The following is a 12,144-nucleotide window of genomic DNA, read 5'->3' as shown; positions in this document are numbered from 1 at the left end:
CGCGTAAGCGTTCCGCAGGAAAGCCGGGTTTCCCGGCGTAGGAAACTTGTCAAGACAAAGGTACGCAGAGTTATAAAATTGAGATAATATCTAGAAATGCAAAACACATCAGAGTTTTATTGTGCTTATTGTGGTGAACCAAATTTAACTTTTATTGATTTTAGTGCCGGAATGCAACAAAGTTATATAGAAGATTGTCAAGTTTGCTGTCGTCCTAATGTTTTGTATGTCAGAATTGATGAAGATACACTAGATATTGAAATTGATAGTGAATACGAAGGCTAAATTTTAGGTTTTTCTTTCCATGCTGCATTTTAAACATTCTTCAATTATTAACGCACCAGTAGAAGTAGTTTGGAAATTTCATGAAAGATCAGATATTTTACAATTACTAACCCCACCTTGGCAACCAGTTCAAGTAATTCGTCGTGAAGGGGGGTTAAGTGAGGGTGCAATTACTGAATTTAAGTTGTTTGTTGGGCTTTTACCTTTGACTTGGTTAGCGCGTCACACTGAATTTGAGAGATATAAACTGTTTACTGATAAACAGATATCTGGACCTTTTGAGTCTTGGGTACATCGTCATGAATTTGAAACAGAAAATGGCAAGACTAGATTAACTGATAATATTTCCTATTCTATGCCTGGTGGTGATGCTGTGGAATTTGTCAGTGGTTGGTTGGTACAGGTGCAGTTAGAAGCGATGTTTCGTTATCGTCATTTTATAACGAAAAGGGAGTGTGAGTCATGATATGACAATGTGCTGAAAAGCAGATTATTTCTCTCCAAATATTAATTTAAAAATTAATTCTGGTAAAAAATGTTGTCTTAGATTATAATATTAATTATATATTTTTTTGTATCAAAAGCCAGCAGTCCAGATAGGTGCATTTTATCTGCACAATATTTTATTGGCTTCTGAAATTTTCAGGAGGCGCATATGACTTTATCACTAAAAAATCCAAATGTAAATTCAACAATCTCCAATATATTAGACAAGTTGAAAAACCTTCTTGGGTTGACCTGTTCAAAAAGTCAGCCTCAGATGGAAATTATGAATTTGGTACAAAGCCTGTCTGAACTTCATAATGTTGAGCAGGTTAGAGCAATACGTCATCACAAAAACGACCTGCACGACATAACATTTGAAATATTATGTTATGCGGACTTTCATGCAACGAGAAAAGTTGCAGAGGAAGCAACTAGATTAGTAATTGAAACAGAATGGAAACTGTGTGATATTACTAAACAAGATGATTGGGATTTTGGAACTCAGATACTCAGAGAATTTGGGTCAAATGTCAAAAAAGATCAAATAGTTTCTTCTAGTAATGTCAAGTCAGTCCAATTCTCAACAGCAAACTGAAGTAAACCAAAGCATCTACCGAAGACAAGCCATTCTTAATGAAGAAACTGCTATTGCCGCAAAAGACTTTCCTAAGTTTGTGTGATGATTCTTATTGTGTCAATTTTTCTTACTTATTATCTGTTAACTCTACACCAATCTCTTTTACAGACGGACGCACACATAAATAAATCAACGCACCAAATAAAGGAATTAAAGCGAATAACCAAAATAATTGATGATCCTTCCAACCCCGTCGCGCCATATCATCTCCTAATAAAGCTGGAAATAATAGACTCAACATACAAAAATCTAAACTCATGACATGAATAAAACGGCTAGTTTGCCATTGTTGGATAAAATCACTCCAGTTTCCTTGGAAACCATATATAAATAAAATACCTGCACCTAAAGTCAATAAAATTCCAGTTATACGAGAATCAAAGATTTTGATAAATAGATTTTTTTTGCCTATAAACTCTTGATTTGGTTCTCTTAAAGCTAAATATGGTAAAAGCGCAAAAGCCCCAACTGCAAATGAAGCTGTAGCAAACGGCCAAGCCCGGATTTTCTGCCCTCTACCATCTATAAATAATAGGGAACTATAGATTAAAGGCCAAATACCCATGATATTAAATAAGGCAATTATTATAGGATTAATACCTTGCCAATTGCCTGTAGATAGATTTTTAATTAATTCTAAACTCTCTGGGAAATTATCAGGAGGAGCAAATAAAGAGGCATAGGAAATAAATCCTAGCCATAAGAAACCAAAGGCAATTTTTCTCAACATGATTTAGGCAATTTAACTAAAAGCTTCTGAGAGATAGTCTGCTGCTGCGGCTACAACTGCGATTGCTTCATTATAACTTACATATACCCTATTTATTTAGGACTTACGCATAACACAACGAAAGTAGCGGTAATACCCTTCGGGAAGCAAGCTACATGAATTACCGCTACGGAAGAATCAGGTTTTCGGTCACATCTTGCGTAAGTCCTGTTATTAAAAAAATCTGGGAGATATATAAAAATTTACTGATTATTATTAAATCTGAAGAATTACAAATTAACACATTACCAAAAATCGAAAAATGCAAATTGTTAAACGCAATATCGAGTTAAGAGTTGATGATAGTTTAATGCGGGTTTATGTCGCTTCTCCTAAACCAGAGGGTAAATATCCAGGAATTGTTTTTTATGGTGATATTTATCAGTTAGGTGATGCCATAATTCGGTTAGTTAATTATTTAGCTGGATTTGGTTATGTTGTCGCTGCACCAGAGATTTTTCACCGTATTGAACCTGTGGGTTCTGTTATTGAACCGAATGATCTTGGCAGAATGCGTGGTAATGATGATGCACGACGGACGTTAATTTCTGAATATGATGCTGATACTCGTGCTGTGATTGATTTTCTCAAAAATGACAATTCAGTTATTGTCGATAAAATCTGCACTTTAGGTTTTTGCATTGGTGGACATTTAGCTTTTCGTGCTGCTTTTGAAAGTGAAATTAAAGCTTGTGTTTCTTGTTATCCTACAGGTATTCCTAGCGGTAAGTTAGGTAAAGGTGTGGCTGATACTATTGACAGGTTTGAGGAAATTAAAGGAGAAATGTTATTAGTTTTTGGAACTCAAGATCCGCATATTTCTGAAAATGACCGAGAAACGATAATTAACGCTTTAGAAACCGCGAAAATACCTCATCAATTTTTCTCTTATGAAGCGGAACATACTTTTATGAGAGATGATGGTTATCGTTATGATGCTGTTGCGTCAACCTCTGCTTGGGGAGAAATTATCGCTTTCTTGAAACGGAAATTGAAAAATTAATTATAAACATAGATCCTCGCTTTATTTAAAAACGAGGGTCTTATTGTTCGTGGTTCATAATATTTGTTAAACTATGACTTAAGCCAGCAAAATTTATTTAATTTATTTATGACTTTCTCTCCTCCCCTGATTTTTCAATCAGATCCTCCTCTTCCCCCTTGGGAAAACCTACCCACAATGTATGACTTACCGAGTGAAAATCCAGAGGAACCCGGTTTGCCAGACGAATTTCATTTTTTACAACCTTTACTTTTATACCTAACCTTTCAACCTATAAACTGGAGTCCAGAACTTGTTTATAGTGCTGCTGATTTGAATCTTTATTATGATCTAGAATATCCTTTATGGTATAAACGTCCTGATTGGTTTGGTGTGGTGGGAGTTTCTAGGTTATTTCAAGGTAGAGAATTACGTTTAAGTTATGTGACTTGGCAAGAAAAAGTAAATCCTTTTGTAGTAGTTGAATTATTATCTCCCGGAACAGAAGATGAAGATTTAGGTAACAAGGAAACTAAAAAAGATAAACCTCCAACAAAATGGGAAGTTTATGAACGCATTTTACGCATTCCTTATTACATTGTTTTTAGTCGCTATACCAATGAACTCCGCGCATTTCATTTAGTTGGTGGTCATTATGAACCTATGAACCTGATTGAAGGAATTTTACCAATGCCAGAATTGGGGTTAAGTTTAGGATTATGGCAAGGTTCATTTCGAGGTGTTTCTAAGTTGTGGTTAAGGTGGTTTACTCTCGAAGGAGAATTAATTCCTGAACCTACTGAGGAAGTTGCTGCTGCTACAGAAAGGGCTATTTTTGCTGAACAAGAAGCAAGTGCAGCGAAAATAAAAGCGGAAAAATTAGCAGAAAGATTGCGTCAGTTAGGCATTAATCCTGATGAAATTTAGAAGGATTTATAGAGGTTGGAGTTTAGTCATAAAAGCCAGGGAATAAAAGCCAGGGAATTTATTCCCTGTCTGATAGCTAAAGTCGGTTTTAACCGACTATTTTTGTTTTATTTAGGAATACTAAAGCTTCCATAACAAATTATCTAATAATCTCTGTGTTCTCTGTGTCTGGAGTGGTTTTTAAAAAATATTCTGCAAAAATACCAACCAGAAAAACTAAAAATGTTGGGTTTCCTTGCGTCAACCCAACCTACAATTATGACGAAATTAATCGTTAATTGACAATAACCCGGGGGGAGGAGTAATTTCAACTCGACGGGTTTCTAAATCTACAACAGGAACGATTTCCATAACAAAAGGAATCAAAACAGTTTTTTGTTCTTTTTCTGTTTTTGCTTGTTCGTTATTAGTTGCAAAAGATGGATCTAATTTCACTTCTAATAAATCATGACCTGAAGGTAAAATATCTACAACTATTCCCACAAATTGGCCAGATTCGCGCATGAAGACTTGCAATCCTATCAAGTCTAAAACATGATATTCACCTTCGTCTAGTTCTGGTCGATCGCTTATCGGCACAAAAAACCGACAGTCACGCATATTTTCTGCACCAGTGCGATCGCTCACTCCCTCCAATTTAATCACATAGAGATTCTTATTTTCAATATACCGACCCTCTAACAATTCTACTTGTTGCAGTTCTGTTTCCCCTGGACGCAATAACCAGCGTGTTCCCGGTTCCTCAAAGCGTTCGGGAAAGTCGGTATTAGGATAAACCCGCAACTCCCCAGCTAAACCTTGAGGGGAAACAATTTTACCAATCTCCAGCCAATCATCAAGATTGGGAACTGGAGACTGGGGACTGGGGACTGGGTTAAGAGGTTTAGGATTAGGTTTAGTCGGGAGGGGAGACCCCGCCCCTACATTCTTCCTTGCTTTCTTCTTCTTCGTGTTCTTCGCGCCTTCGTGGTTCATTTCTCTTACACACTCACAGCCGCAACTTGATAAACTCGTTCAGCAACCTTAGCTAAACGCTGCATACCGATAGTAATTTCCTCATCACTACCAGTTAAACTGATTCGCAGACATTGATGTTTGTGTTCCCATTCTTCCTTTAAACCGGGGAAGAAACTACTACCAGGGACAACAATTACACCGACTTTCTTTAATTCCTGGTAAAATTCCCAATCAGTCATAGGTAAATCTTGCAACCATAACCAACCAAAAATTGCTCCTTCACCACGATGTAAGAACCAAGGTAAATTTTTAGGCATCGCTGCTTCTAAAGTACTTTCTAATACATCAAACTTTTGCTGATAGAAAGGACGAATTACAGTTTCAGCAATTTGGGCTAATGCACCTGATTCTATCGCACGGGATGCGATCGCTTGACCATATCTGGAAGAATGAATCCCTGTATTAGTTTGGAAACACTCCAAAACTTGAATAAGGCTTTCATCACCAATCGCTATCCCAATTCTTTCCCCTGGTAATCCTGCTTTCGATAAACTCATACAGTGCAGGATATTTTCACCAAATACAGGTGTCATCTCAGTAAAATTCAACGCTGGGAAAGGTGGCGCATAAGCCGAATCTATCAATACAGGCACATTATAAGGTGCAGCCAAATCAGTGATTTTGCTCACCTCATCATTAGTTAAAACATTACCAGTAGGATTGCAAGGACGGGAAAAAATCACGCAACCAGTGTTTTCTGTAATCGAAAGTTGGTTAAAATCAGGACGATATTTAAATCTGTGTGCCGCTGTATCAATATCCAAAGTAGGTTTATAGGCAACCAAAGCCTCTGGAAATAAACACACACCACCATAGCCAGTATAATCTGGACTTAATGGTAAAACGATTTCTTTTAAATCGCCATCATGAGTATATCCACCGAAAGCATTCGCAGCATAAAAGTATATAGTTTGACTGCCAGCAGTAATTAAAACGTTCCGGTCTGTTAAATTTAACCCATAACGCTGGTTAAAATCCTTAACAATCGTATTAATTAATGGTGCATAGCCTTGACTAGAACCATAACGACAAACAACTTCACCATACTCAGAACTAGCTAATAAATCTGCCGTGCAGTCCCGCCATAACTGTTCTACCTCTGGTAAAATCAACGGGTTTCCCGCACTCAAATTATATAATTCCTGCCCCGCACTAGCTCGTAGGGTTTCATTAATATCTTTCATAATCGCTCTCACGCCAGTTAAGTTAGACATTTGAGCGCCAATTTTAGTAAGGGCAGGTTTCATAGGTTTGTTACAGACTAGATTAATCGCAAATGTGGATAAATTATTGGCTGGTTGCAGCTAAGACAAAATTTATTATAGTTGCCAAAACAGCTACTGCCTTTAACCAATCTAAACCAGTGAATGCGATTTTAACAAAATCTGGTAATTACAGAACTCCCAAAAATAATAAAGCCCCACTTGTGAGGTGGGGGGTTTCTCTTGTAATAGGTACTAATGTACTATACATAGAATCACTTGACAAGCAATTATTGAAAATATTCCCCAAAACCTTCCCAAACTCATCTCCTCTCAGTGACTCTGCGCCTCTGCGTGAGATAAAATTACGTAAATCCTCACACGGAGAAATAAATCTTGGAAGTCAAAGCAGCAGTAGCTTACACCGCAGGTAAACCCCTAACTATCGAAACCGTACAATTAGCAGCACCACAAGCCGGAGAAGTATTAATCGAGATTAAAGCCAGCGGGGTTTGTCATACTGATGCTTTCACCCTATCTGGTGATGATCCTGAAGGTTTATTTCCAGCAATTTTGGGACATGAAGGTGCTGGTGTAGTTGTGGAAGTTGGGTCTGGTGTCAAGAGTGTGAAACCAGGTGATCATGTCATTCCTTTATACACGCCTGAATGTCGTCAGTGTAATTATTGCTTAAGCTTTAAAACTAATCTCTGTCAAGCAATTCGCACCACCCAAGGCAGAGGAGTTATGCCTAATGGTACTAGTCGCTTTAGTATTGGTGGAGAAATGATTCATCACTACATGGGTACATCCACCTTCGCTAATTACACAGTATTACCTGAAATTGCCGTTGCTAAAATTCGGGAAGATGCGCCTTTTGATAAGGTTTGTTATATCGGTTGTGGTGTGACAACGGGTATAGGTGCGGTTATCTATACAGCTAAAGTAGAACCAGGTGCAAATGTGGTGGTGTTCGGTTTGGGTGGGATTGGTTTAAATGTCATCCAAGGGGCGCGAATGGTGGGCGCAAATATGATTGTTGGTGTTGATATTAATCCCAATAAACGGGCTTTGGCTGAAAAATTTGGGATGACACATTTTGTGAACCCTCATGAAGTTGAAGGTGATTTAGTTCCTTATTTGGTGGATTTAACTAAAGGTGGTGCTGATTATTCTTTTGAATGTATTGGTAATGTCAATATCATGCGTCAAGCTTTGGAATGTTGTCATAAAGGTTGGGGTGTAAGTGTAATTATTGGTGTTGCTGGTGCGGGTAAAGAAATCAGCACTCGTCCGTTTCAATTAGTGACTGGAAGGGTTTGGAAAGGTTCAGCTTTTGGTGGTGCAAGAGGGCGTACAGATGTGCCGAAAATTGTCGATTGGTATATGGATGGAAAGATTAATATTGATGATTTGATTACTCATGTGATGCCGATTGAAAAAATTAATGATGCTTTTGATTTGATGCACAGGGGGGAGTCTATTCGGAGTGTGGTGACTTTTTAGTTTTTATGTCTCACGCAAAGGCGCAAAGGCGCAAAGGAAGAAAGGAATGACAAGTATTGTAGGGTGTGTTAGAACGGAGTTCGTAACGCACCGTTATCAAAGTTTTAGTGCGTTGCTATCGCTAATATACGCTACATATCTTTTCAGAAATCAAATCGGATTCCCATATCATCTACAGTAAAACTTAGAAAATGATATTTGATAAGATTACGGTAGCAAATTTAGCTAATACTATTAATTAGTGTTATTGCAAGATAATATACATTTTCATATTTAAAATTATAATTAAAAAATAATGAAAATCCTAGTTTACAGTCTTCTCTAGAAGTATCACTTTAAGAAGCTTATGAAAATGCTAGGGATTTAGCATCAGGAGAAACAAATTTGCCGTTGTCAACTTTTCCTCTGCAATGTCCATATATATGGGAAAATTTAGTTAATTTAAGCTATTATCCAGGTGAAATTGCAAGTGATGATTTGATGGAATAATAAATATAGAAATTGTCTAAATCAGGATTTTTGTATTTTTCACATCGGGTAAATTAACCTTGCTGAATCAAACTCTCTGTGCCTCTGCGCCTCTGCGTGAGATAAAATCATATTGACGATATAATTACAATGTTCAAGGATATGTGAAATCTATGATGTTAGATTACAATCCCCTTGCTTGTATGCCTTCCTCTGAGGAACTACCTGATTCAGATGAAACGCCTGTGGATAATGAATTACAAGATTTAATTCCCGGTTTACTCAAAGCTATCTTAGCTATGGCTTGGGCTGAACGCATGGACTGGTTTTTTGGTGTGGATATGGGTGTTTATTATGACCCTTATCAACCAGCTATTGTCCCTGATGGTTTTCTCAGCTTAGGGGTAGAACGGTTTTATGATGAAAATCTCCGCCCTAGTTACGCGATTTGGGAAGAAGAAAAAGTTCCTATTTTGGTTTTGGAAGTTGTTTCTCAAACTTATCGTGGTGAATATTCTACTAAAAAAGATACTTATGCTAATTTAGGTGTTTTATATTATGTGGTTTATAATCCCACTCGTCGCCGTAAACCCCGGTTGGAAGTTCATAAATTAGTTAAGGGTATGTATCAATTACAAGATGGTAATCCTGTCTGGTTGCCAGAAATTGATTTAGGTATTGGTATAGAACGGGGAACTTATCAAGGTATTACACGGGAATGGATGTATTGGTATAATCAACAAGGAAAACGCTTTTTAACACCAGAAGAACGCGCCCAATTATTAGCGGAACGTTTACGGGCTTTGGGTGTAGATCCTGATAGTATAATGTGAAAGGGGTAACTTGAGATTATAGTAGGGGTCAAGTTATTAGCTAACTAACAAAAGCCCTCCGGACATCCAAGAAACAGCGCTTGTGCGATTCCTACGGAGCGCTGAACGCTATCGCTCTTTTAACATGACTAATCTTCACCTAGAATCAGAATTTAAATGCTTTGATGGCATACTGGGCTTCTACTCTCATTTCTCCACTACCTGTAACGGTGAGATGCGTTTTGCAGTCTATCAACCACCACAAGTAAATCAAAAACCCTTACCAGTACTTTATTTTCTTTCTGGCTTGACTTGCAAAGAAGATAATTTTATGGTCAAAGCAGGGGCGCAAAAGTGGGCATCTGAATACGGTTTAATACTAGTTGCACCAGATACGAGTCCTCGTCATACGGGGATTGTGGGTGAAGATGATGAATGGGATATTGGTACAGGTGGGGGCTTTTATGTAGATGCCACAGAGGAACCTTGGCGATCGCACTATCAGATGTATAGTTATGTTATCGAAGAGTTACCATCTGTAATTAATAGCAATTTTCCCACCCAACCTGATAAACAAAGCATTTTTGGTCATTCTATGGGGGGACATGGGGCGCTAGTTTGTGCCATGAGAAACCCAGAACAATATAAATCAGTATCTGCCTTTGCACCTATTGTTGCACCTATGGGCTGTCCTTGGGGTCAAAAGGCATTTAGTCTTTATTTGGGCAATAATCAGGAAAGTTGGCGTGATTATGATGCTAGTGAACTAGTTCAGAAAGTAGGATATCACAGTCCCATTCTGATTGATCAAGGAACAGCGGATAAGTTTTTAACAGCACAATTGTTACCAGATGTATTTGCACAAGCTTGTACTAAAGTCCGGCAACCGCTGAACTTGCGTTATCAACCAGGCTATGACCACAGTTACTATTTTATCTCTAGCTTTATGGGCGATCACATACACCACCATGCGATCGCCCTACATTGGTAACAAGTTAATGCTGAAAGTCTTTTGTCAAGAGGCTTTCGGATAATTTCTTCTTTTTCTTAACTTGTCACCATGCGATCGCTCTAGGGCTGATAGAATAGTTGTCTAGAATTGAGAGCGATATTCTCTACTTAACGCGAAGGATTACCTTGATTAGGACTACCCGCTACAGAATCCTCCCCAGCTGCTTCTGGTGTGGCAGTAGGTCTAGCATCACTTTTTTCAGCATTACCAGTCTTGCGAATATCCTCTTGTAGGGGAGTTTGATAACCACCAGAAGCCGTTGGTGTACTCTCTTGATCATCAGATTTTTTCTCTTGTTTTTTAGCTTTTCCGCTCATGATTAAATTCCTATTATTCTCGACACCATCTTAGTCAGTTAAAAAGTACAAATATATCTATCTACAATCTAGTTATGGTAAATTTATTTATCCGTCTTAAGTAGTGTTCCTAACTCTATCATTCAATAGTTTCAGGAATATACAAAAACCGCAAATTCAAATGTCACTCATGAAAATATAGCAGTGTTTTGTGTTAAGACTTGAATTGCACCACACAAACCCAGAGGAAAAGAGTTGATAATGAGTCTGGTTTGGCAGGCTGATTTTTATCGTAGTCCGCTACGAGATGCCGCAGGGCAGATATTATGGGAGTTGTTGATTTGTGACGCAACTCGTAAATTTGAGTATGTAGCTACGTGTCCCCAGTCACAAGCAAATTCAAATTGGCTAACAGAACAATTTCAAACAGCAAGTGCGGAAAAATTACCTGAAATAATTCAAGTATTTCGACCTCAGTCTTTAGGCTTAATTACCGCTGCTGGAAATAACTTAAGTATTAAAGTTGAAGCCACCCGTCGCACTTTAGCCTTAAAACAATGGTTGCAAGAAAAGCAATATCCTACAGCAGTTGATAAACCACCACCAGCACCATTACCAGAAAACCTCTGGGGAGAAGAATGGCGTTTTGCAACAATTCCCGCAGGTGATATTGTCGATGAATTTACAGAACGTCCAATACCTATTTTACAAATACCAGAATTTTTGCAACCGATTAATCTGGGTTTAGCCTCAACAGTTCCCGTTCCCGGTGTAGTAATTTATGGTGGACGGCAATCTATGCGTTTAGCAAAATGGTTGCAAGAAGCCAATCCTGTAAGTTTAAATTATATTGCCGGTGCGCCAGATGGTTTAATTTTAGAAGCTGGTTTAGCAGATAGATGGATTTTGGCAACTTTTGAAGATGAAGAAGTTGCAGCCGCAGCAAAAGTATATTCACAGCGTAAACAAGTAAGTAAAGGATTGCATTTTTTATTAGTACAGCCAGATGATTCGGGCATGACTTACAGTGGTTTTTGGTTGTTGGGAGGGGAAGATTAAAAGTAAGAATTCAGGAGTCAGGAGTCAGGAAGAAGAATTAGAAGGAGTTAGAAGGAGTTAGAAGGAAGGATAAGAATATTTTTCTCTTCATGTTCCCTCTTCCCTGCTATATCAAACATTCTGTATTCTGAATCCTTACGGTTTTACACAACAAACAAAACAACAAGAAGATGCAAAAAGTTATTTTGTCAAGAGATTTATCGGTTAATTGGGTGAGTTTTGTTGCTGATTTCCTATTAGCTGGGATGGTTTTTGGCCCCCCTATTGCTCCTTTTTTAGCTGCGTCTGGTGTGTTTTTGCTTCCGGGTATTGCGGACATCATTTACTTTATGGGTAATCATGTTTGTCCGCAACCTACCCTTGGTTTGGAGTTAGCACCACCGTTTATTATGGCGGTTTGTATGCGCTGTTATGGGACAGTAACGGGTTTGTTGATAACTCGGATTTTGTATGGTTTAACTGGTGGTAAGGGTTTTTATTGGCTACATCAATACGGCTGGAATGGTGGAGCGTTTGCTAGTGTATTGATGATGGCATACCCACTGGAGTTAGCAGCGCAAATTTTCGGTTTGTGGGATTTTAACAACTACATTGTTACCCCTTTTGGTTTGATTACAGGTTTGGCTTGGGGTTTATTTACTATGCCAATTTTTCATAATTGGGAGAATGGGAAGTAGTTACTCCCA

General features: G+C 38.1%; 15 protein-coding genes. 11 read left to right on the top strand and 4 right to left on the bottom strand.

The features are described 5' to 3' along the window. Positions 1–96: 96 nt before the first annotated feature. The 3 genes from AC012T_RS07280 to AC012T_RS07270 all read left to right on the top strand — a co-directional run bounded on the left by AC012T_RS07280 (position 97) and on the right by AC012T_RS07270 (position 1,366). Entirely contained in the window at positions 97–285 is a 189-nt protein-coding gene (locus tag AC012T_RS07280) for a CPXCG motif-containing cysteine-rich protein (RefSeq protein WP_015212398.1), read from the top strand. A gap of 19 nt (positions 286–304) precedes the next feature. Further along, positions 305–751 carry an SRPBCC family protein gene (locus tag AC012T_RS07275; RefSeq protein WP_487064393.1) on the top strand — a complete coding sequence of 149 codons (447 nt, stop codon included), beginning with the start codon at positions 305–307 and terminating at the stop codon, positions 749–751. Between the two features lie 189 nt (positions 752–940). Further along, on the top strand, positions 941–1,366 hold the full coding sequence (locus tag AC012T_RS07270; RefSeq protein ID WP_487064391.1) for a hypothetical protein: 426 nt from the start codon (positions 941–943) through the stop codon (positions 1,364–1,366). 109 nt (positions 1,367–1,475) lie between these two features. On the opposite strand, the gene AC012T_RS07265 is transcribed toward AC012T_RS07270, so the two are convergent. Further along, entirely contained in the window at positions 1,476–2,138 is a 663-nt protein-coding gene (locus AC012T_RS07265; RefSeq protein WP_487064389.1) for a DUF2834 domain-containing protein, read from the bottom strand. Between the two features lie 301 nt (positions 2,139–2,439). Between AC012T_RS07265 and AC012T_RS07260 the strand changes: the two genes are divergently transcribed. Then, complete coding sequence (locus tag AC012T_RS07260; RefSeq protein ID WP_487064388.1) at positions 2,440–3,180, top strand: dienelactone hydrolase family protein; 741 nt, start codon at positions 2,440–2,442, stop codon at positions 3,178–3,180. Positions 3,181–3,288: 108 nt separating this feature from the next. After that, complete coding sequence (locus AC012T_RS07255; RefSeq protein WP_487064386.1) at positions 3,289–4,086, top strand: Uma2 family endonuclease; 798 nt, start codon at positions 3,289–3,291, stop codon at positions 4,084–4,086. Positions 4,087–4,353: 267 nt separating this feature from the next. Here the strand turns inward: AC012T_RS07255 and rimM are convergent, their stop codons facing one another. Together rimM and AC012T_RS07245 are read right to left on the bottom strand one after the other, a co-directional pair. Next, positions 4,354–5,061, bottom strand: a complete 708-nt coding sequence (gene rimM / locus AC012T_RS07250; protein WP_487064384.1) for a ribosome maturation factor RimM — start codon at positions 5,059–5,061, stop codon at positions 4,354–4,356. 5 nt (positions 5,062–5,066) lie between these two features. After that, entirely contained in the window at positions 5,067–6,350 is a 1,284-nt protein-coding gene (locus AC012T_RS07245) for a valine--pyruvate transaminase (protein ID WP_487064382.1), read from the bottom strand. 351 nt (positions 6,351–6,701) lie between these two features. On the opposite strand from AC012T_RS07245, the gene AC012T_RS07240 reads away from it, so the two are divergent. The 4 genes from AC012T_RS07240 (at position 6,702) to fghA (ending at position 10,082) form a co-directional block, all read left to right on the top strand. After that, positions 6,702–7,811, top strand: coding sequence for an S-(hydroxymethyl)glutathione dehydrogenase/class III alcohol dehydrogenase (locus tag AC012T_RS07240; protein ID WP_487064380.1), 1,110 nt, complete (start codon positions 6,702–6,704; stop codon positions 7,809–7,811). Positions 7,812–8,195: 384 nt separating this feature from the next. After that, positions 8,196–8,300 (top strand): hypothetical protein, encoded by a 105-nt coding sequence (locus AC012T_RS07235; RefSeq protein WP_487064378.1) that lies wholly within the window; start codon positions 8,196–8,198, stop codon positions 8,298–8,300. A 155-nt stretch (positions 8,301–8,455) separates the two neighbouring features. Next, a complete protein-coding gene (locus AC012T_RS07230; RefSeq protein ID WP_487066499.1) occupies positions 8,456–9,112 on the top strand; it encodes a Uma2 family endonuclease in 657 nt (218 codons plus the stop codon). A gap of 124 nt (positions 9,113–9,236) precedes the next feature. Further along, on the top strand, positions 9,237–10,082 hold the full coding sequence (gene fghA, locus AC012T_RS07225; RefSeq protein WP_487066497.1) for an S-formylglutathione hydrolase: 846 nt from the start codon (positions 9,237–9,239) through the stop codon (positions 10,080–10,082). Positions 10,083–10,210: 128 nt separating this feature from the next. On the opposite strand, the gene AC012T_RS07220 is transcribed toward fghA, so the two are convergent. After that, the gene (locus AC012T_RS07220) at positions 10,211–10,420 is read right to left on the bottom strand and encodes a hypothetical protein (protein WP_015213621.1); all 210 of its coding nucleotides are present in this window, start codon (positions 10,418–10,420) and stop codon (positions 10,211–10,213) included. Between the two features lie 240 nt (positions 10,421–10,660). Between AC012T_RS07220 and AC012T_RS07215 the strand changes: the two genes are divergently transcribed. Together AC012T_RS07215 and AC012T_RS07210 are read left to right on the top strand one after the other, a co-directional pair. Next, positions 10,661–11,458: a Tab2 family RNA-binding protein gene (locus AC012T_RS07215; RefSeq protein ID WP_487064376.1), complete on the top strand. Its 798-nt coding sequence runs from the start codon at positions 10,661–10,663 to the stop codon at positions 11,456–11,458. A gap of 170 nt (positions 11,459–11,628) precedes the next feature. Beyond that, complete coding sequence (locus tag AC012T_RS07210; RefSeq protein ID WP_487064374.1) at positions 11,629–12,135, top strand: DUF2085 domain-containing protein; 507 nt, start codon at positions 11,629–11,631, stop codon at positions 12,133–12,135. Positions 12,136–12,144: the final 9 nt, after the last annotated feature.

The sequence above is a fragment of the Anabaena sp. EIM26 genome (assembly GCF_057568715.1).
This window is presented reverse-complemented; position numbering and strand designations above follow the sequence as displayed.

What these genes read in the sequence shown, in the direction of transcription:
- AC012T_RS07260 (WP_487064388.1), top strand. Translation starts at nt 2,440, where the DNA reads ATGCAAATTGTTAAACGCAATATCGAGTTAAGAGTTGATGATAGTTTA.
- AC012T_RS07270 (WP_487064391.1), top strand. Translation starts at nt 941, where the DNA reads ATGACTTTATCACTAAAAAATCCAAATGTAAATTCAACAATCTCCAAT.
- AC012T_RS07265 (WP_487064389.1), bottom strand. Translation starts at nt 2,138, where the DNA reads ATGTTGAGAAAAATTGCCTTTGGTTTCTTATGGCTAGGATTTATTTCC.
- AC012T_RS07275 (WP_487064393.1), top strand. Translation starts at nt 305, where the DNA reads ATGCTGCATTTTAAACATTCTTCAATTATTAACGCACCAGTAGAAGTA.
- AC012T_RS07210 (WP_487064374.1), top strand. Translation starts at nt 11,629, where the DNA reads ATGCAAAAAGTTATTTTGTCAAGAGATTTATCGGTTAATTGGGTGAGT.
- AC012T_RS07230 (WP_487066499.1), top strand. Translation starts at nt 8,456, where the DNA reads ATGTTAGATTACAATCCCCTTGCTTGTATGCCTTCCTCTGAGGAACTA.
- fghA (WP_487066497.1), top strand. Translation starts at nt 9,237, where the DNA reads ATGACTAATCTTCACCTAGAATCAGAATTTAAATGCTTTGATGGCATA.
- AC012T_RS07280 (WP_015212398.1), top strand. Translation starts at nt 97, where the DNA reads ATGCAAAACACATCAGAGTTTTATTGTGCTTATTGTGGTGAACCAAAT.
- AC012T_RS07255 (WP_487064386.1), top strand. Translation starts at nt 3,289, where the DNA reads ATGACTTTCTCTCCTCCCCTGATTTTTCAATCAGATCCTCCTCTTCCC.
- AC012T_RS07220 (WP_015213621.1), bottom strand. Translation starts at nt 10,420, where the DNA reads ATGAGCGGAAAAGCTAAAAAACAAGAGAAAAAATCTGATGATCAAGAG.
- AC012T_RS07215 (WP_487064376.1), top strand. Translation starts at nt 10,661, where the DNA reads ATGAGTCTGGTTTGGCAGGCTGATTTTTATCGTAGTCCGCTACGAGAT.
- AC012T_RS07245 (WP_487064382.1), bottom strand. Translation starts at nt 6,350, where the DNA reads ATGAAACCTGCCCTTACTAAAATTGGCGCTCAAATGTCTAACTTAACT.
- rimM (WP_487064384.1), bottom strand. Translation starts at nt 5,061, where the DNA reads ATGAACCACGAAGGCGCGAAGAACACGAAGAAGAAGAAAGCAAGGAAG.